We start from the raw sequence: 22,823 nt of genomic DNA on the forward strand, positions 1-22,823 counted from the left end.
CTCGCCTCCTGCTAACTGCCGGCGACCTCGGCCAGCGTTTTCATCATCAACATCACCGAAGTGGCGCCGGGATCCTGGTGGCCGATGCTGCGCTCGCCCAGGTAACTGGCCCGCCCCTTGCGCGCCTGCATGGTGATGGTGCTCTCCACCGCCCGCTCGGCGCTGTCGGCGGCGCGCTGCAGCGCCTCCGCCACGCTCAGGTTCTGCTGCGCGGACTGGCCGAGGCTTTCCACCACCGGCCACCAGACGTCGCACATGGTCTTGTCGCCCGGCTCCGCTTTGCCGCGCATCACCACGCCTTCAACCCCTTCCTGCATCACCTGATGCAGCTCCGTCAGATCCAGGCTTTGCTTGGCGTTCGCCGCCTGCGCCGCGCGGATGAAGAAGGTGCCGAACAGCGGACCGCTGGCGCCCCCCACGCTCGACAGCAGCGTCATGCCGGTGTTTTTCAGGATAAAACCGATGTCTTTGTCCGCCACCGACGGCAGTTTTTCCACCACCTTATTGAAACCGCGATTCATGTTCAAACCGTGGTCGGCATCACCGATCTCGGTGTCCAACTGGGTCAGAAAATCGCGCTCCCGGCTGAACACCTCGCCGCAACGCATCAGCCAATCGACAACCTGTTGTTTGGTCAACGCCATGATTCCTCCTCAGCAACCCCAACGCAGCGCAGGCGTTTTCACCGGCGCATCCCACAAGGACAACAGCTCGTCGTCCACGTTCAACAACGTGATGGATACCCCCTGCATATCCAGCGAGGTGCAATAAGAACCCACCAGGTTGCGTTCAATGATGATGCCCGCCTCGGCACAGCGCTCCGCCAGCCGATGGTACACGCCATACAACTCAGACAATGGCGTGGCGCCCAGATTGTTGACCAGCGCGATCACCCGATCGCCGCGCGTCAACGGCTGCTTGGTCTGCATCTCGTCGCGCCACTCGCCCTGCTGACGATCCCAGACGCGGATCGCGCGCTGATAGTGGCCGTGGTCGATCAACGTATGGAACATGTCGTCCACCGCTGCGTTGAGCGTGGTGAACGGGCGGCGCGCAATGCCTGGCTCGCCGTGAATGCCGACGCCGAACTCCATTTCGTTCTCCGCCAGGGTGAACGACGGCTTGCCGGCGGCCGGCACGGTACAGGCGCCCAGCGCGATGCCGATCGAATGCCCGTGGTTGTTGATGCGATGCCCCAGCGTCACCACGCTGTCCAGATCGTCGCCGCGCGCCGCGGCGGCGCCCAACAGTTTCTCCATCAGCACGGTGTTGGCCACCCCGCGCCGCCCAGCGGTAAACAGGCTGTCTTTGACCGCCACGTCGTCATCCACCAGCACCGTCGCCACCGCGACGCCGCTGTCGTGCAGCAGCTCGGTGGCGGTTTCGAAGTTGAGCACGTCGCCGGTGTAGTTCTTGATCAGCAGCAGCACCCCGGCGCCGCCGTCGATCGCTTGACCGCACTCGTACATTTTATCCGGCGTCGGCGAGGTGAAAATCTCACCCGGACAGGCGCCGTCGAGCATCCCTTCACCGACGAAGCCGCAGTGCATCGGCTCATGGCCGCTGCCGCCGCCGGACAGGATCGCCACTTTGCCCGCCACCGGCGCGTCGGCGCGGGTCACGAACACCGGATCCGCGTGCACCAGCAACTCGGGGTGAGCTTCCGCCAGCCCCTGCAACTGCTCTTCCAACACCGACTCGACCTGATTAATCAGTTTTTTCACGATGGTTTCCTCTGTAAGCCAGGGGCGCGGCGCACCGCGCCCCAACGGTATCAATGACGCAGCAGCCAGGCGGCGCCCAGCCTATCCGCCGTCAGGATCGCCGCCTGCACCCCGGCAGGGGTGACCTTGAACGGCATGTTGTGAATGGTTTCACCCGCGGCGCAGCTGGCCTCGGCCACCGCCATCGTCTTCGTCGCCACGTCGCCGGTAATGCCCATCTGCGCCAGCGTGATCGGCAGGCCGATGCCATGACAAAACGCCAGCACGGTTTCAATCTGCGCCATCGGGCTGTTCTGCAGCACCAGCTGCGCCAGGGTGCCGAACGCCACTTTTTCGCCGTGATACAGGTGGTGACACTCCTCCAGCACGGTGAAACCGTTGTGAATGGCGTGCGCCGCCGCCAGCCCGCTGCTCTCGAAGCCGATGCCGCTCAGATACGTATTGGCCTCAATGATGCGTTCCACCGCTTCCGTCACCACGCCGGCTTCGACCGCCAGCTTGGCCTTCACCCCTTCGGCCAGCAGCGTGTCGTAGCACAGCCGCGCCAGACTGAGCGCCGCCAGCGTCGATTTGCCGCCGGCCATGCTGGTGGCCTGCGCGTCGAAGCAGGCCTGGGCTTCGAAATAGGTGGAGAGCGCGTCGCCCATGCCGGCTACCAGCAGGCGCACCGGCGCTTTGGCGATGATGGCGCTGTCCATCACTACCATGTCCGGGTTGCGCGGGTAGATCAGGTATTCAGCGAATTCGCCCTGTTCGGTGTAGATAACCGACAGCGCGCTGGTCGGCGCATCGGTGGAGGCGATGGTGGGAATGAGCACCACCGGCAGCCGTTGGTAGTGGGCGACGGCCTTGGCGGTGTCGAGCGTCTTGCCGCCGCCGACGCCGATCACCCCGCGGCAGCCGTGGGTCTGCAGCTCGCGGCCAAGGCGGTCTATCTCTTTACGGCAGCACTCGCCGTTGAAGCGGGCCGCATGATGTTTCACGCCGTGCTGCTGCAGGCTGCCCATCAGGGTGTCGCCCGCCAGCTGCATCACAAAGTCGTCAGCGATCACGAAATAATGGTCGGCGAGGGATTTGGCGTATTCGCCGACGGCGGACAGCGCATTGGCGCCCTGAATGTATTTGCCTGGTGACTGGATGATTCTCAACATAACCGGATCCTTGTAGGGAGTTGGCGATGGTAACGTTCAGATATCAGGTGATGACGCGCCGGCTTCGCCGCCGGCTTGTTGTTGTGCTTCGACTATGAGCGCCTGCCGCCCGCCTGGCGAGTCACGCGATTTTTGTTCCATTATGGAACATCATCATAGCGACAACGTTTCATGATGAAACGCTAACGCGCGTTTTTTCGCCGCGAAAGCGAACTGGCGCACACCCCAACGTATAACTGCGTAAAGAGTGGATTCTGCGGGCGTTTCAGCTTTAATTTTGACCATGTTTCCCCTATCCTTAGCGCCACTACTGGGAAAGGGCGAAAACAGCCCGCATGATGGGATTGATAACGATGAAACGGACAAAAAACATCAACCAAGAGACGTTCCGCAAATCCTGGCGCAGCTACCGTGTCGCGCCCGTGGCCTTGGCGATCAGCGCCGTCTTTATGCTGGCCGGCTGCGAGAAGAGCGATGAAACGGTCTCCCTGTATCAGAATGCCGATGACTGTTCGCGCGCCAATCCTTCGATGAGCGAGCAGTGCACCACCTCCTACAACAATGCCCTGAAAGAAGCGGCGAAAACCGCGCCGAAATACGCCACTCGCGAAGACTGCGTCGCCGAGTTCGGCGAAGCGCAGTGTACCCAGGCTCCGGCACAGGCCGGCATGGCGGCGGAGTCACAAAGCAGCGGCAGCTTCTGGATGCCGCTGATGGCGGGCTACATGATGGGCCGCCTGATGGGCGGTTCCGGCTTCGCGCAGCAGCCGCTGTTCACCTCCAAGAATGCCGCCAGCCCGGCGAACGGCAAGTTTGTCGACGCCAGCGGCAAGAGCTACGGCCCGGCCACCGCCGGCGGCCGCACCATGACGGTGCCGAAAACTGCCATGGCGCCGAAGCCTGCGGTCACCAATACCGTTACCCGCGGCGGTTTCGGCGAGACCGTGGCCAAGCAGACCAGCATGCAGCGCAGCAGCGCCACCTCCAACTCCGGCTCTCGCAGCATGGGCGGTTGATGCATGAAACGTATTGCTATTACTGAGCGCCCGGACTGGCGTGAAAAAGCGACCGAGTTCGGTTTTCGTTTCCACACCATGTACGGCGAGCCGTACTGGTGTGAAGACGCCTATTACCAGTTCACGCTGGCGCAGATTGAAGAGATCGAAAGCGCCACCGCCGAGCTGCATCAGATGTGCCTGCAGGTGGTGGAGAAAGTGGTCGGCAGCGACGAGCTGATGGCCAAGTTCTGCATCCCGAAACACACCTGGGAGTTCGTGCGCAGCTCCTGGCGCACCAACCAGCCGTCGCTGTATTCGCGTCTCGATCTGGCCTACGACGGCGTCAACCCGCCGAAGCTGCTGGAGAACAACGCCGATACGCCGACCTCGCTGTATGAAGCGGCCTTCTTCCAGTGGCTGTGGCTGGAAGATCAGATCAATGCCGGCAAGCTGGATCCGCAATCGGATCAGTACAACAGCCTGCAGGAGAAGCTGATCGAGCGTTTCGCCGAGCTGAAAGCGCATCACGGCTTCGGCCTGTTGCATCTAGCCTGCTGCCAGGACAGCGAAGAAGATCGCGGCACGGTGCAATATCTGCAGGACTGCGCGCAGGAAGCCGGTCTGCCGACCGAGTTCCTGTTCATGGAAGAGATTGGCCTTGGCGAGAAAGGTCAATTCACCGATCTGCAGGATCAGGTGATCGGTAACCTGTTCAAGCTCTATCCGTGGGAATTCATGCTGCGCGAGATGTTCTCCACCAAGCTGGAAGACGCCGGCGTGCGCTGGCTGGAGCCGGCCTGGAAAAGCATCATCTCCAACAAGGCGCTGCTGCCGCTGCTGTGGGAAATGTTCCCGAACCACCCTAACCTGCTGCCGGCTTATTTCGCGCAAGACGATCATCCGCCGATGGATCATTACGTCACCAAACCGCTGTTCTCGCGCGAAGGCGCCAATATCCAGATCGTCGAAAACGGTCAGGAAGTGGCGCGCGTCGATGGGCCGTACGGCGAAGAAGGCATGATCGTGCAGCAGTTCCATCCGCTGCCGAAGTTCGAAGACAGCTACACGCTGATCGGCAGCTGGCTGGTGAACGATCAACCTTGCGGCATCGGCCTGCGCGAAGATCGCGAACTGATCACGCAGGATCTGTCGCGCTTCTATCCGCACACCATCCTCGGCTGATCGCTCCACTGAAGGTAAAAACGCCAGTCTCTGACTGGCGTTTTTTCTTTAGCCCACCTGCACCGACAGCATGCTAAGCGCCCCCATTTCGATACCGTCGATCGGCACGCTGATGGCCTCTTTTCCATCCCAGCTGCCGAGCACATACAGCAACGGCAGATAGTGTTCCGGCGTCGGATTCGACAGCGCCGCCCCCTCATGGCGCATGAAATCCACCAGCGGATGGTTATCGCCCCGATAACGCAGGTTATCCCGGACAAAGTTATTGAATGATTCCGCCCACGGGTAGGCGCTGGTATCGCCCTGCCATTTCACCATGCGCAGGTTGTGCACCACGTTGCCGCTGGCGACGATCATCACGCCCTCGTCCCGCAGCGCGGCGAGTTTGCGGCCCAGCTCATAGTGATAGGCCGCCGGCTGCGTGCCGTCGAGGCTAAGCTGCACCACCGGAATGTCAGCATCGGGATACATCTTGATCAGGACACCCCAGGTGCCGTGATCCAATCCCCACTCGCCGAGATCCGCCGTTACCGGCACCGGCGCCAGAATTTGCTGCAGCTGCGCGGCCAGCGCGGGAGAGCCCGGCGCCGGATAGCGGGTATCAAACAGCGCCTGCGGGAACCCGCCAAAGTCGTGAATGGTTTTGGGTTTTTCCATCGCGGTGACCGCAGTGCCGCGGGTATACCAATGCGCGGAAACCGCCACGATCGCCTTCGGGCGTGGCAATGACTCACCCAACGCACGCCATGCCCGGGTGTAACGGTTGTCTTCCAGCACGTTCATCGGGCTACCGTGGCCCAGGAACAGTGCCGGCATACGAGAGGTGTTCATAGAGGGATCCTTAGTTCAAATTGTGCTATGGCGTTACATTACGCGCTTTGCCGCAGCAACACAGCCGGATAACCGTGATGATGATCTTCAATAAATTTGAATTAAAAAGCGCAAAAATGCACCGGCCAACAGAAAGTTAAAAAATACATATTTTTCAATTAATTAATAAATTCTGTGAATACTATGGCATTACTGCCACACAGATCTAATTTGTGAACAATTTATGTATTTTTTGTTAACGCAGTCGATACACTCCTCTTTCAGTCGACAGGGTGTTGGCAGCCCGTCGGCGCTACGGGAATCACGTCTCACCAAGGAGGAATTCATGTTCAGACTCACACTGGCAACCCAGCTGGCGCTTTCCATGACCTTGCTGGCCACCGGGGCGGCAGTCGCCGGCGCGGCGGACAACGCGCAGCTGACGCAGCGCGAAGACCCTTATTTCCTTCAGGCTCAAACTCAGTTGCAACAGCGGCTGAAGCAAACGCCAAACACCAACCGCGCCAAAAACGTCATTCTGGTGGTCGGCGACGGCATGGGGTTTTCCACCGTGACCGCCGCTCGCATTTTTGAAGGGCAGCAGCGCGGCGTGGATGGCGAATCCAACGTGCTGGCCTGGGAAGCGTTCCCCTATCTGGCGGCGGCCAAAACCTATTCCGCCGACGCCCAAATCACCGACTCTGCGCCCAGCGCGGTAGCGATGACCACCGGCGTCAAAACCATCAACGATCTGATGGGCCTCAACCATACGGCTACCCTCAACAACTGCGAGGATCAGCAAACCAAGGCCGTCACCACGCTGTGGGAGATGGCCGCAACGCTCGGCACGTCCACCGGCGCCGTGACGACCGCGACCATTACCCACGCCACGCCGGGCGCCACCTATGCCCATATCGCCAATCGCGACTGGGAGTCTGACGCCAAAATGCCGGCGGATGCCCTGGCCGCAGGCTGCCGCGACATCGCGCGCCAGCTGGTGGAAATGAAGTACGGCAACGGCCTGAACGTAGCGATGGGCGGCGGGCGCGCCAACTTTCTGCCCGACAGCGTGAGCGATCCGGAATATCCCGGCAAGAAAGGCGCCAGAAAGGACGGCCGCGACCTGACGCAGGTCTGGATGCAACGCTACGGCGAGCGTGGGCAATACGTCTGGAATCAGGCGCAGTTCGACAAAATCGATCCGACCAAAGTCGACCACCTGTTGGCCCTGTTCGAACCGTCGCACATGAACTTCGAGCACGATCGGCGGCAAGACGCGGCGGGAGAGCCTTCGCTGGCGGAAATGACCGGCAAGGCCATCGATATTCTGTCCAGGAATCCCGAAGGCTACCTGCTGTTGGTGGAGGGCGGGCGCGTCGATCACGGCAGCCATAACGGCAATGCCTACCGCACGCTGAGCGACGCGGTCGCGCTGAACGAAGCGGTGAAAACCATTGTCGACAAGGTCAATCTGGACGACACGCTGGTGATCGTGACCGGCGATCACAGCCACACGCTGACCATCGCCGGCTATGCCAAGCGCGGCAATCCTATCCTCGGCATTTCCGTCGGCGTCGACGGCAAACCGCGGCTGGGCAGCGACGGCAAGCCATACACCACCGTCGGCTTCGCCAACGGCCCCGGCGGCGCGATCCCGCTGACCGAGCGCCCGGCATTAACCATGGAACAGGCCACCGCGCCCGACTTTATTCAGCCGGCGCTGGTGCCGCTGAACAGCGAGACGCACGGCGGGGAAGATCTCGGCATCTACGCCATCGGCCCCTGGGCCCATCTGTTCCAGGGCACGGTGGAGGAGAACTACACCTTCCATGTGATGAATTACGCCAGCCGCATCGGCGAACGCCTGTCAAAACGCTAGCCACAAAAAAAGCCGCTTTACGCGGCTTTTTTATCGTTGAAAGCGGCCGGCGATCAGCTGGCTTTTTTCTCGTGCGCCTGGCGGTAGGCCACCAGATCTTCGATGGTCAGCACCACCATGTCGTGCTGTTTGGCGAAGGTAATCACTTCCGGCGCATGCGCCATGCTGCCATCGTCGTTGGTCAGTTCACACAGCACGCCGGCGGGTTTGAAACCGGCCATGGAAACCAGATCGATGGTCGCTTCGGTGTGGCCGCGGCGGCTCAGCACGCCGCCCGGCTGCGCGCGCAGCGGGAACACGTGGCCCGGACGGTTCAGGTCGCTCGGCTTGGCGCTGTCTGCCACCGCCGCACGGATGGTGGTCAGGCGATCGGAAGCGGAAACCCCGGTGGTCACGCCCTGCGCCGCTTCGATGGTCACGGTGAAGGCGGTCTGGAACTGGCTGGAGTTGTTGGTCACCATCATCGGCAGCTCAAGCTGCTGACGGCGTTCTTCGGTGATGCACAGGCACACGATGCCGCTGCCGTGGCGAATAGTCAGCGCCATCTGCTCAACGGTCATGGTTTCCGCGGCGAAGATCATGTCACCTTCGTTTTCACGGTTTTCATCATCGAGCACCATTACGCCGCGCCCGTTGCGCAGTGCGTCGATCGCGCGTTCAACGCGTTCTGTTGGCGTGCCGAAGTCTGAAAGTAGCGTCTGATTCATGGTAAAAAACCTCATTAAAAATTATGGATTACCAGAACCAGGGCGATCTTGAGGAGTAGCTAGCAATAGCTAAAAAAATAACGCAAGCGGGCGCATGCCCGGCAGATACCGTTACTCTCTCCCATCCGGACTATAACCGTCGGCCCCGGAATTACACCGGATCTGCTGACCTCTAACCGGCCTTTACAGGCTGGCTGAGCGCTCGCGGGCTTTCACCGTAGAAGGTGATTTACCGCCGGTGGGGACTTTCACCCCGCCCTGAGAATAAGCAAGATGACTATAACGCTAATGGGTAGACAGGGCAATTGGCAAAAGCACAATTCGGCCACGTACGGCGAATGCGCTTAATGGTTTATCCGGCGGGCAACTCGCATTACACTAAGCGGCAGCTATTAAACTCTGAAAGGGATACGCCATGATTGACCCGAAAAAAATCGAACAAATCGCACGCCAGGTTCATGAGTCCATGCCTAAAGGCGTTCGTGAATTCGGGGAAGACGTTGAGAAAAAAATCCGTCAGGTGCTGCAGTCGCAGCTGACCCGTCTGGATTTGGTTAACCGCGAAGAGTTCGACGTGCAGACTCAGGTGCTGTTGCGCACCCGCGAGAAGCTGGCGCTGTTGGAGCAGCGCATGGCCGAGCTGGAAAGCAAGCTGAGCGCGGCGCCGGCCGCCAAGCAGGAAGACGAATAATTCCCGCCAAGGGCGCGCACCGCGCGCCCTTGTTCTTTAGATTGCCCGGCGTTAGCCGCGCCCGTCTTTGATCGCTTTGATGATGTTGGTGGTCGACAGGCCGTCTTCAAAGTTCAGCACTTTGACATCGCCGCCGTTGGCCCACACTTCCGCACTGCCGGCAATCTCTTCCGGCTTGTAATCGCCGCCTTTCACCAGCAGATCCGGCAAGATGTCGGCGATCAAGCGCTGCGGCGTGTCCTCCTCGAACGGCACCACCCAATCCACCGCTTCCAGCGCGCCCAGCACAATCATGCGGTTCTCCAGCGCGTTGACCGGGCGTTTCTCCCCTTTCAGACGCTTGGTCGAGGCGTCGCTGTTCACCGCCACGATCAGGCGATCGCCCAGTTTGCGAGCATTGGCCAGATAGGAGACGTGGCCGGCATGCAGAATGTCGAAGATGCCGTTGGTCATCACCACTTTCTCACCGCGCTGACGCGCCTGCGCCACGGCGTTTTTCAACTGTGCTTCGGTCATCACGCCAAAGCCGGTTTCGGCGCGGCCGCGCACCGCGTTTTCCAGCTCGATCGGCGACACGGTAGACGTACCGAGCTTGCCCACCACCACGCCGGCGGCGGCATTGGCCAGGAAACAGGACTCTTCCAGCGAATTGCCGGCGGCCAGCGAGGCGGCCAATACGCCGATCACGGTGTCGCCGGCGCCGGTCACATCGAACACTTCCTGCGCCTGGGTCGGCAAGTGCAGCGGCTCAACGCCAGGCTGCAGCAGCGTCATGCCGTGTTCGGAGCGGGTAACCAGCAGCGCCGACAGCTCGAAATCCGTCACCAGCTTCATGCCGCGCTCCACCAGTTCCGCTTCATCCTTACAGTGGCCCACCACCGCTTCGAACTCGGACAGGTTCGGCGTCAGCAGCGTCGCGCCGCGATAGCGCTCGAAATCGGATCCTTTCGGATCGATCAGCACCGGCACCTTGGCGGCGCGCGCCAGTTGGATCATGCCCTGCACCTGGCTGAGCGCGCCCTTGGCGTAATCGGACAGCACCAGCGCGCCGATCTGCGGCAGCGCCTGCTGAATGCGCTCCAGCATCGGCTGTGGATCAACGTTGGAGAAGCCTTCTTCGAAGTCGAGACGGATCAGTTGCTGGTTGCGCGACAGTACGCGCAGCTTGGTAATGGTCGGATGGGTCGGCACCGAGACGAAGTCGCAGCGCACGTTGACTTCATTCAGCTTGGCGCTCAGCGCCCGCGCCGCATCGTCGATGCCGGTCAGGCCCACCAGACGGGAAGTGGCGCCCAGCGAAGCGATGTTCATCGCCACGTTAGCCGCGCCGCCGGGACGCTCTTCGATGGTATCGACCTTGACCACCGGCACCGGGGCTTCCGGTGAAATGCGGCTGGTCGGCCCATACCAATAGCGATCCAACATGACGTCACCGACCACCAGCACACCGGCGCGGCGAAAATCAGGCAGCGTAACTTTCATCCGATAACTCCAAAAAAGAACAAAATTTTAGTGGCGCAGATATTACCACAGACCGCCGGAATACCCGCAAAAAGGTATTAATCCAGCCATTTGGCCCAGCTGGCGCGCACCTGCTCGCGCTCGGCGGCAAACAGCTCGCTGCCGACCTTGCCGGAATGTTCCTGCAGCGCCAGGTGGTGGATCTCGTCGCGCATGGTGACATAGGCCTGGGTCAGCGCACGCGCCTCCTCTTCCGGCATGATGTCGTAATTGGCCATCAGCTCGAAGATACGCACGTTGTCCGACCAACGCGTCAGGCGCGGTTCACCCGGCGCATAGCGTAAGACCAGATATTGGGCGATAAATTCGATGTCGGTAATGCCGCCCTCATCGGTTTTGATATCAAACAGATCGCGCTGCTTGTTGCCGAGATGGTTGCGCATCTTTTCGCGCATCTCGCGCACTTCACGCTTCAGCACCTGCGCATCGCGCGTTTTGCACAGGATCTCGCGCCGGATCGCGTCGAACTGCTGATGCAGCGCCGGATCGCCGTGCACGATGCGTGCGCGCACCAGGGCCTGATGCTCCCAGGTCCAGGCTTCGTTTTGCTGGTAGTCGGCGAATGCCTCGACGGTGCTGACCAACATCCCCGCGGCGCCGGAAGGCCGCAGGCGCGCGTCCACCTCATACAGAATGCCGGAGGAGGTGCGGGTGCTGAACAGATGCATGACCCGCTGCGCCAGCCGCAGGTAGAACTGGCGGCCGTCGATGCAGCGATCGCCGTCGGTCATCACCTCCGGCGGGCAATCCAACAGGAACACCAGATCGAGATCGGAACTGTAACCCAGCTCCCAGCCACCCAGCTTGCCGTAGCCGATCACCGCAAAACCGCGCCCTTCGCGCTCCTGCAGATGGGTCGGTTGGCCGTAGCGCGCCACCATGTCGCTCCAGGCCTGTTGCACCACCGCGTCGATGATCGCCTCCGCCAGATAAGTCAGGTGATCGCTCACTTTCATCACCGGCAGCGCGCCGGCGATATCCGCCGCGGCGATGCGCAGCTGCTGCGCCTGTTTGAACTGGCGCAGCGCCTCCAGCTTTTGCTCTTCATCGTCTTCCGGCACCCGCAGCAGGTACTGACGCAGCTCGCTGCGGTAGGCGTCCAGCGCCACCGGCTGATACAGCGTGGCCGGATCCAGCAGCTCGTCCAGCAACAGCGGGTAACGCGACAGCTGGTTGGCGACCATCGGCGACGCGGCGCACAGGCGGATCAGATGGCTGAGCGCCGCGTGATACTCCACCAGCAACTCGAGGTAGGTGGTGCGGGTGACGATGCTGAGCAGCAGCTGCGCCAGCCGCACCAGCGCGGTCGGGGCGTCCTGGCGCGGGCATACCTCCGCCAGCAGGCGCGGCATCAGCTGATCGAGCACGTCGCGGCCGCGCGGGCCGATAGTGCGCTTGTCGACGTCGTGGCGGAAATCGGCGATGGTGCGCAGCATCTGTCGGCGCCCCTCTTCATCGAGGTGCGGCGTCAGCGGCGCCAGCTCGTTCTCCTCCAGCGCGTCCTGCCACAGGCTGTGGTAGTGCTGATAGTCGGGATCTTCGCCGACATCCGGGCTATCGTCGCCGATCAGGTCGTCGAACACCGCGCGCACCGCCTGCATGTGCGCGTCCAGCGCCGCCATCAGCGCCGGCCAATCCGCCAACCCCATGCCGTAGGCCAACCGAGCCTGATCGAGCGCCTCCTGCGGCAGCGTCTGTGTTTGCTGATCGCCAATCGCCTGCAGCAGGTTCTCCAGCCGCCGCAGGAACAGGTAGGCGGCGCTCAGCGCCCGCACCTGCTCGCTTTCCAGCAGCCCCAGCTCGCCCACCGCCTGCAGCGTCGGCAGCAGTGAACGCCCCTGCAACGCCGGTTCACGGCCGCCGCGGATCAGTTGGAATACCTGGGTGATGAATTCGATTTCGCGAATGCCGCCGGCGCCCAGCTTGATGTTGTCCTTCAGGCCGCGCCGCCGCACTTCACGGGCGATCATGCCCTTCATGTTGCGCAGAGACTGAATGACGCTGAAATCGATGTACCGGCGGAACACGAACGGCCGCAGCGTTTTGCGCAGCTCCTGGCTGTAGGCGTCTTCCGCCCCGCCCATCAGGCGCGCCTTCACCATCGCATAGCGCTCCCAATCGCGCCCCTGTTCCTGGTAGTAATCCTCCAGCGCCGCAAAGCTCATCACCAACGGGCCGCTGTCGCCGAACGGCCGCAGCCGCATGTCCACGCGATAGACGAAGCCATCGATAGTCTGTTGATCCAACGCCTTGATCAGCCGTTGGCCGAGGCGGGTGAAGAACTGAGCATTGTCCAGCTCGCGTCGCCCGCCCTGGGTTTGACCATTTTCCGGGTAAGCGAAGATCAGATCGATGTCCGATGAGAAGTTCAGTTCGCCGCCGCCCAGCTTACCCATGCCGAGGATCAACAGCGGCTGCGGCTCGCCGGCGGCGTTGCACGGCGTGCCCCATTCGCGGCAGCAGGTTTGGTACAGCCAGTCGCGCGCGCTGACGATCAGCGTCTCCGCCAGCCCGCTCAGCTGCAGCAACGTTTCTTCGGTCGAACACAGCCCCTGCGCCTGCGCCCAGGCGATGCGCACCAGCGTTTCGCGGCGAAACAGACGCAGCGTACGCATCAGCTGCGCTTCGTCGCGCACCTCTTCCAGCTCGTCCTGGAGCCAGGCGGCATAGTGTTGCCACTCGCCGGGTGCCGGCGGCTGTTCGCGCAGCGTCGCCAGCCAGGCCGGCTGGGCGAGCAGCGCGTCGCTGACGAAATCGCTCGACGCCAGCACCCACTGCTCCTGCTCGCTAAAGGCGCAGTCCGCGCCGTGAACTTCCTGAAAACGCTGCACAACCTGCTGTGCCTGAGCCTGTAACGCGGCTGAAAGTGGCGACATAGTGTATGACCCGTTCTGCGGCCCGCGGCTGGCGGGCCGGCTGGATTAACGAAGCGCGCCGTTTAACCAGAATGGCGCATGCGATAAGGCCTGTTTGCGGCTGGCTTCATACCAGCCCTGGCGGCGCTCGCTCAGCGCCGCCTGCAGCTCACGCCAGGCGTCGATATAAGGCCCGGTCTGCTCGTCGGGGTAAGCGCCCGACAGCAGGACCAGCGCCGAAATCTGACGCGTCAGGCGCGGCAATTGTTCCTGATATTCATCTTCGTTCAGCGTACGGCTGAAGGCCTCTTTCAGCTCCGCGCCGCTGCGCCCCAGCATGATGTCGCTGAAGCGTTTGAAAGAACCGTCCAGCTTGGCCTGCGCTTTGGCGTCGATAAACGGCCGCCAGGCGCCGCGCACCAGCCATGATGTGAGCGCCAACTTACATTGCAGGTAGACCGCGCTGTAACACAGGATCTCCGGTTGCGCGGTTTTGTCCGCCAACAGCGGTTCGAGCTCGGTCAGGCGGGCGCGCAGATCGGCACTGGCCTTGCGCGGCACCAGGCCGCCGAAGATCACCAGCGCCTGGCGGATCGTGCCAACCGCCTCAATCACCGAAGCGCGCGCCTGCGCGTCGCCGCGCAGCCACAGCTCTTCATGGTACTGCCAGTGGTTGAGCGCCAGCTCGAAGGCGGCGATCATCCCCTGCTCCACGGTCGCCTTCGCCGCCGGCTTCAGCACCCGCAGCGGGCGCACCTCACGCGGCGGATTGCCCTGCGCCAGGTGGTAACCGCGCGCCGCCTTGCTCAGGCTGCCCTGACGCAGCCCGTCGTGCGCCGCCAGCTCACCGGCCAACGCCAGCAGATCGGCGGTATTGCCTTTCAGCAGCTCCAGTTCTATCTCGCTCAGGGCTTCGCTGAGGCCACCAGCACGCACTTCTCCCTGATCCAGGCCAATCTCTATCTCGCTTTGGCCGTAAGTAACCACCCACTTCTCACGCACGAAATCCGTACGGAACAGCGGTTGCAACGCCTGCTGCAGCGCCGCGATATCGCAATCCTGCGGCCAGATGTCGGCAGGAAACTGCGCCAACGCCAGCTGCGGCTCGGCGATAGCGACATTGTATTCCGGGCGCTGGTGCAGGCCGCCCACCACTTTACCGGCGGTTTTGATGGTCATCTCATAGCGATCGTCGAAACCGCGAATGCGCAGCCCCATGTCGTGACTGCGCAGGAAGTTGTCGGCCGTTTCGAAGTAAATGTTGGTCAGCTTTTGCGGCGCGGAATGCTGATGCGGCCAGGCGGCGAGCCAGTGTGGCAGAGCGGCCACCGCTTGCGGCGCGGCGATGAATTTCAGTTCAATTTCAACGGTCATAATTCTTTAACACCAATAAGTTACGCATTCGCGTCGGTTTCAGCGCGGCGCGCTCGGCCCGCCGTATGCTGCCCACTGACGCACAGTTGCCGTTATCTTACCGCGATTCCCGGCGCCTTAACCCTGCTAACTGTAGAAAAAACCTGTTACGTTATAAAACGCTGCGCAACTCACAGAATCAGCCACAGTAAGATAGTTCTCATTCCGGTTTTGGCGTTGCGTCGTCAGACTGAACCCTCTACTATCGTTCCATAAATTCACCCAGAAACGATGAACTAATGCAGAAATTACGCCTGATTTTCCTTGCCGCGCTGAGCTTCAGCATCACTTGGGCCGCACATGCCGAAGATAAACGCTATATCTCCGATGAGTTAAGCACTTACGTCCATAGCGGCCCAGGTAATCAGTACCGTATTGTCGGCACTCTGAACGCCGGTGAAGAAGTGACCCTGCTGAGCGTCAACGACAGCACCAACTACGGCCAGATCCGCGATCCGAAAGGCCGCACCACCTGGATCCCGCTCGACCAACTCAGCCAGACGCCAAGCCTGCGCACCCGCGTGCCGGAGCTGGAACAGCAGGTGAAAACCCTGACCGACAAGCTCGCCAACATCGACAACACCTGGAACCAGCGCACGGCGGAAATGCAGGAAAAAGTCGCAGGCAGCGACAGCACCATCAGCAGCCTGCAGAAGGAAAACCAGGATCTGAAAAACCAGCTGGTGGTCGCGCAGAAGAAGGTCAACGCCGTTAACCTGCAGCTCGACGACAAGCAGCGCACCATTATCCTGCAATGGTTCATGTACGGCGGCGGCGTCGCCGGCGTCGGTTTGCTGCTGGGTCTGCTGTTGCCGCACCTGATCCCGCGTCGCAAGAACAACAATCGCTGGATGAACTGATCTCAGTATCGTTCAGTTTGAGTTTGGGCGCCTGCGGGCGCCTTTTTCATTGGCGCCGACATCCCGCGGCCAATTCATGTAATCTGATAGACAGAGCCTTACACGATATTCAGGAGTCAACAGTGCAGATTTATCTGGTCGGCGGCGCCGTTCGCGACAGCCTGCTCAACATTCCGGTGGTCGATCATGATTGGGTGGTGGTGGGCGCCACGCCGGCGGAGCTACTGGCATTAGGCTACCAGCAGGTCGGCAAAGATTTTCCGGTGTTCCTCAATCCCGATACCCACGAGGAGTACGCGCTGGCGCGCACCGAGCGCAAATCCGGCCAGGGGTACACCGGTTTTACCTGCTATGCCGCGCCGGACGTCACGCTGGAAGAAGATCTGCTGCGGCGCGATCTGACCCTCAACGCCATCGCTCGTTCCGCCGAAGGGGAACTGATTGACCCCTACGGCGGCGTGGCCGATCTGCAGGCGCGCGTGCTGCGCCACGTTTCCGACGCGTTCGGCGAGGATCCGCTGCGCGTGCTGCGCGTGGCGCGATTCAATGCTCGCTTCGCCCATCTGGGTTTTCGCATCGCCGACGAAACGCTGGCCTTGATGCGCCGGATGGCGCACAGCGGTGAACTGGCCGCGCTGACCGCCGAACGCGTCTGGAAGGAAACCGAAAAGGCGCTGCAAAGCCAGAGCCCGCAGGTCTATTTTCAGGTGCTGCGCGACTGCGATGCGCTGGCGGTGCTGTTCCCGGAAATCGACGCGCTGTTCGGCGTGCCGGCCCCCGCCAAATGGCATCCGGAGATCGACACCGGCGTACATACGCTGATGGCGCTGGCGATGGCCGCCCGCCTCACTCCCGAGGTGGACGTGCGCTTCGCCACCCTGTGTCATGACCTCGGCAAAGGATTGACGCCAAAAGAGTTCTGGCCGCATCACCACGGCCACGGCCCGGCGGGCGTACGGCTGGTCGAAGCGCTATGCCAACGGCTGCGGGTGCCCAATCCGGTGCGCGATCTGAGCAAGCTGGTGGCCGAGTACCATGATTTGATCCACACCGTGAACAAGCTGCGGCCGGAGACCCTGCTGAAGCTGTTCGACGCCATCGACGTCTGGCGCAAGCCCCAAAGGCTGGAGCAGATGATCCTGACCAGCGAAGCGGACGCGCGCGGCCGCACCGGCTTTGAGGAGAATCCTTATCCTCAGGGCGACTATCTGCGCCAGGCGTATCAGGTGGCGAACGCGGTATCTATTAAAGAGGTGGTAGCCAGCGGGCTGCAGGGCACCGCGATCCGCGATGAGCTCAAACGCCGTCGCCAGCAGGCGCTGGCCGACTGGAAGCTCAACCAAACCATCCTCAACGATCAGGCATAAAAAAACCCCGCAGAGCGGGGTTTTTTCTTGCCATCGGGCTTACAGGAATACCATGTAAACCACGGCCGCCACGATAAAGCGGTAGATGGCAAACGGCACGAACGAGATGCGTTTGATCAGCGACAGGAAGGTCTTGATCGCAATCAGCGCCACCACGAAGGCAGTAACGAAACCGACGGCGAACATCGGCAGATCGCCCCAGGTCAGGAAGTGCAGGCTCTTGTACAGATCCAGACCGCTGGCGCCAATCATCATCGGCACCGCCAGGATGAAGGAGAACTCGGACGCCGCATAGCGGTTTACGCCCACCAGCATACCGCCGGCGATAGTGGACCCCGAACGGGAGAAACCCGGCCACAGCGCCAGGCACTGGAAGCAGCCGATCATGAACGCCTGGCGGTAGGTGATGTCATCCAGCCCTTCCGCTCTCGGTGTCTTCGGCTTCAGCCATTCCGCCGCCAGCAACAGCAGGCCGCCGACCACCAACGCGTACATCACGTTTTTCGGCGCGAACAGCGATTTAATCACATCGTGGAATACCAGACCCAGCACCACCGCCGGGATCATCGCCAGCAGGATATGCCCCAGCTTCAGTTGGCCGCTGGTTTTGCCCTCGTGCTCCACTGGCTTGCCGCCGAAATGGATGCCGATCAGGCCGAACAACCGGCGCCAGAACATCACCACCACGGCCAGGATAGACCCCAGTTGGATGATGACTTCAAAGGTTTTGGCTTTGTCGCCGGTAAAACCCAGCCACTCGCCAACGATAATCATATGCCCGGTGGAAGAAACCGGCAAAAATTCGGTTAACCCTTCGACAACCCCAAGAACAAACGCAATAAACAGTGAATGCATGTCAGCCATGTGCTTCGCTCACCCCATAAAATAACGGCCATCACATAAAAAAGCGGCAGTGCTTAAAAGACAATGCCGCTAAAACAATTCTCAGGATTAAGACCAGATTAACGGTCTTTCGTTGCAAGCAGATGACATAAAATCATGCGGGACGAGTGCCGCGCTCAATGATCACGCCGACCCGATTGGCATGTGCTACAGCGCCCGGTTTGCTGACCTTAATACGGACCCACGGGGAATTGAAGCGCTGAAGCAAAATTTCGGATATTTCCTCCGCCACGCGCTCCACCAGCGCGAACCGGTTCGATTCAACATGCTGGATCACGGCGTCGCTGACATCGGCATAGCTCAGACAGTCATTTACATCGTCGCTGGCGGCGGCCGGCCGGTTATCCCAGCCCATTTCGATATCGAACACCAGCTTCTGACGAATGCCCTGTTCCCACTCATAAACGCCAATGGTGGTAATTACGGTAAGCTCTTCAATAAATACGATATCCATCACGTCATTCTCTGTTTTTGGCCTTGCCGGATACCACTTCCAGCGGAATGTGCGTATTATCCATAGATGTTGCGAGTAAAACGACCATTATTAAACGGAACCGCGTTATGAGTGCTACCGCGCTTGGCATGATTATCTTCGCGTATCTGTGCGGCTCGATTTCCAGCGCGATCCTGGTTTGCCGGATCGCCAGGCTGCCGGATCCGCGTGAACATGGCTCAGGAAACCCCGGGGCGACCAACGTCCTGCGCATCGGCGGCCGGCTGGCGGCGGCGGCGGTGCTGGTGTTCGATATTCTGAAAGGGATGCTGCCGGTCTGGCTGGCCTACAAACTCGATGTGCCGCCGCTGTATCTGGGCCTGACGGCGATCGCCGCCTGTCTGGGGCACATCTATCCGGTGTTCTTCCACTTCCGCGGCGGTAAAGGCGTGGCGACGGCGTTTGGCGCCATCGCGCCTATCGGCTGGGATCTGACCGGCCTGATGACCGGCACCTGGCTGTTGACGGTGCTGCTCAGCGGCTACTCTTCGCTCGGCGCCATCGTCAGCGCGTTGATCGCCCCGTTCTACGTCTGGTGGTTCAAACCGCAGTTCACCTTCCCGGTAGCGATGCTCTCCTGCCTGATCCTGATGCGGCATCACGACAATATTCAGCGCCTGTGGCGCGGCCAGGAAGGCAAGATCTGGGGCAAGTTCCGCAAGAAGAAAAACGACGCGGATAACGGCGACCAGCCGAGAGAGGAATAACAGAAGGGCCGGATAATCCGGCCCTTTGCTTTATACCGCAGGCAGTTCCGCCAGCGGCCAGCGCGGCCGCACCGAAACGCTCAGCGCCGGGTTGGCGCCGCTCTTCAGGCGCACCATGCCGGCATAGGCGATCATCGCGCCGTTGTCGGTGCAAAATTCAGGGCGGGCATAGAACACCTCCCCGCCGCGTTTCTGCATCATCTCCGCCAGTTTGGCGCGCAGCGTGCGGTTGGCGCTCACGCCGCCGGCCATCACCAGGCGTTTGAAGCCGGTCTGCTCCAGCGCGCGTTTGCATTTGATCGCCAGCGTATCCACCACCGCATCCTCGAAGGCGCGGGCGATGTCGGCACGCGTCTGATCGTCGTTGCCGTTGGAGCGAATGGTGTTGGCGGCAAAGGTTTTCAGCCCGGAGAAACTGAAGTCCAGCCCCGGACGATCGGTCATCGGCCGCGGGAAGGTGAAGCGCCCCGCCGTGCCCTGCTGCGCCATCTTCGACAGCATCGGCCCGCCGGGATAATCCAGGCCGAGCAGCTTGGCGGTTTTGTCGAACGCTTCGCCGGCGGCATCGTCGATCGACTCGCCCAGCAGTTCATACTCACCGATGCCGGTGACGCTGATCAGTTGAGTGTGGCCGCCGGAGACCAGCAGCGCGACGAACGGGAACGCGGGCGGGTTGTCTTCCAGCATCGGCGCCAGCAGGTGGCCTTCCATATGGTGCACCGGCACTGCCGGCACGTTCCAGGCGAACGCCAGCGCGCGCCCCACGGTTGCGCCGACCAGCAGCGCCCCCACCAGGCCCGGCCCGGCGGTATAAGCCACGCCGTCGATATCGGCCGGGGTCAGGTTGGCCTCTTTCAGCGCCGCCTGAATCAGCGGCACGGTTTTGCGCACGTGATCGCGGGAGGCCAGTTCCGGCACCACGCCGCCGTAGTCGGCGTGCAGCTTCACCTGGCTGTATAATTGGTTGGCCAACAAACCGGTTTGATCGTCATACACTGCAATTCCGGTTTCATCGCAGGACGTTTCTATACCCAGTACTCGCATTACATTTCCCATCATTCACGTGCGGCCGCCAGTCTACCACATTCCGCCGCATTTACCGCCGGTGCGGCGCATCTTGTCACCGGCTTGCGCCTATGTCGATGATTCATCCAGAAAATGCCTGAGCGATTAAACACGAGCATTTTTTTCTGATTAGTCTATAATCAGCGCCCGGTGCAAAATTGCGCACGTTGCGGCAGAGCGACGCGGGTTTCAATTTGCTGTGATGCTTTACAAAGCAGCATCCATTGGAGTAAAATTCCGCACCATTTTGAAAAGGCTGGCGCTTGGCCAGCAACAAACCGAATTTTATTGAGGTGAGAGGCACATGCCGGTAATTAAAGTACGTGAAAACGAGCCATTTGACGTTGCTCTGCGTCGTTTCAAACGCTCTTGCGAAAAAGCGGGTGTTTTAGCTGAAGTTCGTCGTCGTGAGTTTTATGAAAAACCAACTACCGAACGTAAACGCGCTAAAGCTTCTGCTGTGAAACGTCACGCGAAGAAACTGGCTCGCGAAAACGCACGCCGCACTCGTCTGTATTAATTCTTCGGGGGCAACCCCACCGCGTGAATTTCTGATTTTCAAAATCGCGCAGACCGAGTAGTTGCATACGAAGGCCGTGCTTTCCGAAAGGAATGCGCGGCTTGTTCTCGTTTATAGGCTAATGAAGTAAGGGCTTATGGCTGGACGAATTCCGCGCGTATTTATCAATGACTTGCTGGCTCGCACCGACATCGTCGATTTGATCGACGCCCGCGTGAAGCTCAAGAAGCAAGGCAAGAACTATCACGCGTGCTGTCCGTTCCACCACGAAAAGACGCCTTCCTTTACCGTTAATGGCGAAAAGCAGTTTTATCACTGTTTTGGGTGTGGTGCGCACGGCAATGCCGTCGACTTTTTGATGAATTACGACCGACTCGAGTTTGTCGAAACCATCGAAGAACTGGCGACCATGCACGGGCTGGAAGTGCCTTACGAAGCGGGCACCGGGCCAACCCAGATCGAACGCCATCAGCGCCAGAGCCTGTACCAACTGATGGAACAGCTCAGCGCGTTCTATCAACAGTCACTGCAGCAGTCCTCCGGGGCGCCGGCGCGCAACTATTTGCAGCAGCGCGGGTTAAGTGACGACGTTATTCGCCATTTCGCCATCGGCTTCGCGCCGGCGGGATGGGACAACGCCCTGAAGCGTTTCGGCCGCGACGCCGACTCGCGCCGCGCATTGAACGATGCCGGCATGCTGGTGACTAACGATCAGGGGCGTTCATACGACCGTTTCCGCGAACGGGTGATGTTCCCCATCCGCGACAAGCGCGGGCGCGTGATCGCCTTCGGCGGCCGCGTGCTGGGCGACGGTATGCCGAAATACCTGAACTCGCCGGAAACCGAAGTTTTCCATAAGGGCCGCCAGCTGTACGGCCTGTATGAAGCACAGCAGAACCACCCTACCCTGCAGCGGCTGCTGGTGGTGGAAGGGTATATGGACGTGGTGGCATTGGCGCAATTCGGCATCGATTATGCCGTCGCCTCGCTCGGAACCTCGACGACGGCGGAACACATTCAGCTGTTGTTCCGCGCCACCGACAACGTCGTCTGCTGTTACGACGGCGACCGCGCCGGCCGCGAAGCGGCCTGGCGGGCGCTGGAAACCGCGCTGCCGTACCTGAATGACGGGCGCCAGCTGCGGTTCATGTTTTTGCCCGACGGCGAAGATCCGGACACGCTGGTGCGCAAGGAGGGCAAAGAAGCCTTCGAACAGCGAATGGAGCAGGCGCAGCCGCTGTCCACGTTCCTGTTCGAAAGCCTGCTGCCGCAGGTGGATTTAAGCAGCCCGGACGGGCGCGCCAAGCTGAGCACGCTGGCGCTGCCGCTGATTACTCAGGTGCCGGGCGAAACGTTGCGCTTGTACCTGCGCCAGGAGCTCGGCAACAAGCTGGGGCTACTGGACGACAGCCAGCTCGACAAGCTGATGCCCAAGCAGGCTGAAAATGCGAATCCTTATCAGGCGCCCCAGCTAAAACGCACAACCATGCGTATACTGATAGGGTTACTGGTGCAAAATCCGCAGTTGGCTACACTTATCCCTTCGCTGGAAGGGTTGGAGCAGACCAAACAGGCGGGATTGCCGCTGTTCGTCGAACTGGTGCAGACCTGTTTGGCGCAGCCGGGCCTGACGACCGGGCAATTGCTGGAGCTGTATCGCGACAACAAATTCAGCCAGCAGCTTGAAACCTTGGCGACCTGGAACCATATGATCGTTGAGGACATGGTCGAGCAGACCTTTTTGGATACATTGGCCAGCCTGTACGACTCGGTGCTCGAGCAACGGCTGGAAACGCTGATCGCCCAGGCCAGAACGCGCGGTCTAAGCGCGGAGGAACGTGAAGAAGTCCGTTCTCTCAACCAGGTTTTAGCGAAGAAAAACTGAATACCAAACGGCTTAAGTGCCGATAATTGCGAGGGCAGAGCCCTGCACAGTGCCGCCATAGTGGGCCGCGGCGATAACGAAAACGCCCCAAA

General features: G+C 60.8%; 20 protein-coding genes and 1 riboswitch. Of the genes, 9 read left to right on the top strand and 11 right to left on the bottom strand.

Features of this window, described 5'->3' with window-relative positions; translation table 11 throughout:
• Positions 1-11: 11 nt before the first annotated feature.
• Genes dhaL through AC2CGQ_RS14920 form a run of 3 tightly spaced genes read right to left on the bottom strand, consistent with a single transcriptional unit; the run spans position 12 to position 2,875 of the window.
• The gene (dhaL, locus tag AC2CGQ_RS14910) at positions 12-644 is read right to left on the bottom strand and encodes a dihydroxyacetone kinase subunit DhaL (RefSeq protein WP_015379085.1); all 633 of its coding nucleotides are present in this window, start codon (positions 642-644) and stop codon (positions 12-14) included.
• Positions 645-653: 9 nt separating this feature from the next.
• Positions 654-1,724: a dihydroxyacetone kinase subunit DhaK gene (dhaK, locus tag AC2CGQ_RS14915; protein ID WP_015379086.1), complete on the bottom strand. Its 1,071-nt coding sequence runs from the start codon at positions 1,722-1,724 to the stop codon at positions 654-656.
• Between the two features lie 50 nt (positions 1,725-1,774).
• Positions 1,775-2,875 carry a glycerol dehydrogenase gene (locus AC2CGQ_RS14920; protein ID WP_075685414.1) on the bottom strand — a complete coding sequence of 367 codons (1,101 nt, stop codon included), beginning with the start codon at positions 2,873-2,875 and terminating at the stop codon, positions 1,775-1,777.
• Positions 2,876-3,228: 353 nt separating this feature from the next.
• On the opposite strand from AC2CGQ_RS14920, the gene AC2CGQ_RS14925 reads away from it, so the two are divergent.
• Positions 3,229-3,891: a DUF1190 family protein gene (locus AC2CGQ_RS14925; protein WP_015379087.1), complete on the top strand. Its 663-nt coding sequence runs from the start codon at positions 3,229-3,231 to the stop codon at positions 3,889-3,891.
• Between the two features lie 3 nt (positions 3,892-3,894).
• A complete protein-coding gene (locus tag AC2CGQ_RS14930) occupies positions 3,895-5,055 on the top strand; it encodes a glutathionylspermidine synthase family protein (protein WP_021505070.1) in 1,161 nt (386 codons plus the stop codon).
• Positions 5,056-5,103: 48 nt separating this feature from the next.
• Here the strand turns inward: AC2CGQ_RS14930 and ygiD are convergent, their stop codons facing one another.
• The gene (gene ygiD / locus AC2CGQ_RS14935; protein WP_015379089.1) at positions 5,104-5,886 is read right to left on the bottom strand and encodes a 4,5-DOPA-extradiol-dioxygenase; all 783 of its coding nucleotides are present in this window, start codon (positions 5,884-5,886) and stop codon (positions 5,104-5,106) included.
• Positions 5,887-6,211: 325 nt separating this feature from the next.
• Here ygiD and AC2CGQ_RS14940 point away from each other — a divergent pair, with 325 nt between their 5' ends.
• Positions 6,212-7,744, top strand: a complete 1,533-nt coding sequence (locus AC2CGQ_RS14940) for an alkaline phosphatase (protein WP_484593741.1) — start codon at positions 6,212-6,214, stop codon at positions 7,742-7,744.
• A gap of 53 nt (positions 7,745-7,797) precedes the next feature.
• Here the strand turns inward: AC2CGQ_RS14940 and ribB are convergent, their stop codons facing one another.
• Complete coding sequence (gene ribB / locus AC2CGQ_RS14945; RefSeq protein WP_004937218.1) at positions 7,798-8,451, bottom strand: 3,4-dihydroxy-2-butanone-4-phosphate synthase; 654 nt, start codon at positions 8,449-8,451, stop codon at positions 7,798-7,800.
• A 109-nt stretch (positions 8,452-8,560) separates the two neighbouring features.
• Positions 8,561-8,721, bottom strand: a riboswitch (FMN riboswitch).
• Positions 8,722-8,866: 145 nt separating this feature from the next.
• Between ribB and ubiK the strand changes: the two genes are divergently transcribed.
• Complete coding sequence (gene ubiK / locus AC2CGQ_RS14950) at positions 8,867-9,142, top strand: ubiquinone biosynthesis accessory factor UbiK (protein ID WP_004937216.1); 276 nt, start codon at positions 8,867-8,869, stop codon at positions 9,140-9,142.
• Positions 9,143-9,193: 51 nt separating this feature from the next.
• Here the strand turns inward: ubiK and hldE are convergent, their stop codons facing one another.
• The 3 genes from hldE to AC2CGQ_RS14965 all read right to left on the bottom strand — a co-directional run bounded on the left by hldE (position 9,194) and on the right by AC2CGQ_RS14965 (position 14,892).
• Complete coding sequence (gene hldE / locus AC2CGQ_RS14955) at positions 9,194-10,624, bottom strand: bifunctional D-glycero-beta-D-manno-heptose-7-phosphate kinase/D-glycero-beta-D-manno-heptose 1-phosphate adenylyltransferase HldE (protein ID WP_085337168.1); 1,431 nt, start codon at positions 10,622-10,624, stop codon at positions 9,194-9,196.
• A 77-nt stretch (positions 10,625-10,701) separates the two neighbouring features.
• Positions 10,702-13,539 carry a bifunctional [glutamate--ammonia ligase]-adenylyl-L-tyrosine phosphorylase/[glutamate--ammonia-ligase] adenylyltransferase gene (gene glnE / locus AC2CGQ_RS14960; RefSeq protein ID WP_076741002.1) on the bottom strand — a complete coding sequence of 946 codons (2,838 nt, stop codon included), beginning with the start codon at positions 13,537-13,539 and terminating at the stop codon, positions 10,702-10,704.
• A gap of 45 nt (positions 13,540-13,584) precedes the next feature.
• Positions 13,585-14,892: a CYTH domain-containing protein gene (locus tag AC2CGQ_RS14965; protein ID WP_021505075.1), complete on the bottom strand. Its 1,308-nt coding sequence runs from the start codon at positions 14,890-14,892 to the stop codon at positions 13,585-13,587.
• 278 nt (positions 14,893-15,170) lie between these two features.
• Between AC2CGQ_RS14965 and AC2CGQ_RS14970 the strand changes: the two genes are divergently transcribed.
• Both AC2CGQ_RS14970 and AC2CGQ_RS14975 read left to right on the top strand, forming a co-directional pair.
• A complete protein-coding gene (locus AC2CGQ_RS14970; RefSeq protein WP_004937209.1) occupies positions 15,171-15,791 on the top strand; it encodes a TIGR04211 family SH3 domain-containing protein in 621 nt (206 codons plus the stop codon).
• Positions 15,792-15,913: 122 nt separating this feature from the next.
• Positions 15,914-17,158 carry a multifunctional CCA addition/repair protein gene (locus tag AC2CGQ_RS14975; protein WP_004937206.1) on the top strand — a complete coding sequence of 415 codons (1,245 nt, stop codon included), beginning with the start codon at positions 15,914-15,916 and terminating at the stop codon, positions 17,156-17,158.
• Positions 17,159-17,197: 39 nt separating this feature from the next.
• On the opposite strand, the gene bacA is transcribed toward AC2CGQ_RS14975, so the two are convergent.
• The gene (gene bacA / locus AC2CGQ_RS14980; RefSeq protein WP_015379094.1) at positions 17,198-18,022 is read right to left on the bottom strand and encodes an undecaprenyl-diphosphate phosphatase; all 825 of its coding nucleotides are present in this window, start codon (positions 18,020-18,022) and stop codon (positions 17,198-17,200) included.
• 133 nt (positions 18,023-18,155) lie between these two features.
• On the bottom strand, positions 18,156-18,515 hold the full coding sequence (folB, locus tag AC2CGQ_RS14985) for a bifunctional dihydroneopterin aldolase/7,8-dihydroneopterin epimerase (protein ID WP_015379095.1): 360 nt from the start codon (positions 18,513-18,515) through the stop codon (positions 18,156-18,158).
• A 107-nt stretch (positions 18,516-18,622) separates the two neighbouring features.
• Between folB and plsY the strand changes: the two genes are divergently transcribed.
• The gene (gene plsY / locus AC2CGQ_RS14990) at positions 18,623-19,261 is read left to right on the top strand and encodes a glycerol-3-phosphate 1-O-acyltransferase PlsY (protein WP_004937201.1); all 639 of its coding nucleotides are present in this window, start codon (positions 18,623-18,625) and stop codon (positions 19,259-19,261) included.
• A 30-nt stretch (positions 19,262-19,291) separates the two neighbouring features.
• On the opposite strand, the gene tsaD is transcribed toward plsY, so the two are convergent.
• Positions 19,292-20,305 (bottom strand): tRNA (adenosine(37)-N6)-threonylcarbamoyltransferase complex transferase subunit TsaD, encoded by a 1,014-nt coding sequence (gene tsaD, locus AC2CGQ_RS14995; protein ID WP_015379097.1) that lies wholly within the window; start codon positions 20,303-20,305, stop codon positions 19,292-19,294.
• A 325-nt stretch (positions 20,306-20,630) separates the two neighbouring features.
• On the opposite strand from tsaD, the gene rpsU reads away from it, so the two are divergent.
• Both rpsU and dnaG read left to right on the top strand, forming a co-directional pair.
• Positions 20,631-20,846, top strand: a complete 216-nt coding sequence (rpsU, locus tag AC2CGQ_RS15000; protein ID WP_001144069.1) for a 30S ribosomal protein S21 — start codon at positions 20,631-20,633, stop codon at positions 20,844-20,846.
• A 136-nt stretch (positions 20,847-20,982) separates the two neighbouring features.
• Positions 20,983-22,731, top strand: a complete 1,749-nt coding sequence (gene dnaG / locus AC2CGQ_RS15005) for a DNA primase (protein WP_015379098.1) — start codon at positions 20,983-20,985, stop codon at positions 22,729-22,731.
• Positions 22,732-22,823 lie beyond the last annotated feature (92 nt).

The sequence above is a fragment of the Serratia sp. DFXYC6 genome (assembly GCF_057196085.1).

What these genes read in the sequence shown, in the direction of transcription:
- dhaL (WP_015379085.1), bottom strand. Translation starts at nt 644, where the DNA reads ATGGCGTTGACCAAACAACAGGTTGTCGATTGGCTGATGCGTTGCGGC.
- AC2CGQ_RS14920 (WP_075685414.1), bottom strand. Translation starts at nt 2,875, where the DNA reads ATGTTGAGAATCATCCAGTCACCAGGCAAATACATTCAGGGCGCCAAT.
- AC2CGQ_RS14925 (WP_015379087.1), top strand. Translation starts at nt 3,229, where the DNA reads ATGAAACGGACAAAAAACATCAACCAAGAGACGTTCCGCAAATCCTGG.
- AC2CGQ_RS14930 (WP_021505070.1), top strand. Translation starts at nt 3,895, where the DNA reads ATGAAACGTATTGCTATTACTGAGCGCCCGGACTGGCGTGAAAAAGCG.
- ygiD (WP_015379089.1), bottom strand. Translation starts at nt 5,886, where the DNA reads ATGAACACCTCTCGTATGCCGGCACTGTTCCTGGGCCACGGTAGCCCG.
- AC2CGQ_RS14940 (WP_484593741.1), top strand. Translation starts at nt 6,212, where the DNA reads ATGTTCAGACTCACACTGGCAACCCAGCTGGCGCTTTCCATGACCTTG.
- ribB (WP_004937218.1), bottom strand. Translation starts at nt 8,451, where the DNA reads ATGAATCAGACGCTACTTTCAGACTTCGGCACGCCAACAGAACGCGTT.
- ubiK (WP_004937216.1), top strand. Translation starts at nt 8,867, where the DNA reads ATGATTGACCCGAAAAAAATCGAACAAATCGCACGCCAGGTTCATGAG.
- hldE (WP_085337168.1), bottom strand. Translation starts at nt 10,624, where the DNA reads ATGAAAGTTACGCTGCCTGATTTTCGCCGCGCCGGTGTGCTGGTGGTC.
- glnE (WP_076741002.1), bottom strand. Translation starts at nt 13,539, where the DNA reads ATGTCGCCACTTTCAGCCGCGTTACAGGCTCAGGCACAGCAGGTTGTG.
- AC2CGQ_RS14965 (WP_021505075.1), bottom strand. Translation starts at nt 14,892, where the DNA reads ATGACCGTTGAAATTGAACTGAAATTCATCGCCGCGCCGCAAGCGGTG.
- AC2CGQ_RS14970 (WP_004937209.1), top strand. Translation starts at nt 15,171, where the DNA reads ATGCAGAAATTACGCCTGATTTTCCTTGCCGCGCTGAGCTTCAGCATC.
- bacA (WP_015379094.1), bottom strand. Translation starts at nt 18,022, where the DNA reads ATGGCTGACATGCATTCACTGTTTATTGCGTTTGTTCTTGGGGTTGTC.
- folB (WP_015379095.1), bottom strand. Translation starts at nt 18,515, where the DNA reads ATGGATATCGTATTTATTGAAGAGCTTACCGTAATTACCACCATTGGC.
- plsY (WP_004937201.1), top strand. Translation starts at nt 18,623, where the DNA reads ATGAGTGCTACCGCGCTTGGCATGATTATCTTCGCGTATCTGTGCGGC.
- tsaD (WP_015379097.1), bottom strand. Translation starts at nt 20,305, where the DNA reads ATGCGAGTACTGGGTATAGAAACGTCCTGCGATGAAACCGGAATTGCA.
- rpsU (WP_001144069.1), top strand. Translation starts at nt 20,631, where the DNA reads ATGCCGGTAATTAAAGTACGTGAAAACGAGCCATTTGACGTTGCTCTG.
- dnaG (WP_015379098.1), top strand. Translation starts at nt 20,983, where the DNA reads ATGGCTGGACGAATTCCGCGCGTATTTATCAATGACTTGCTGGCTCGC.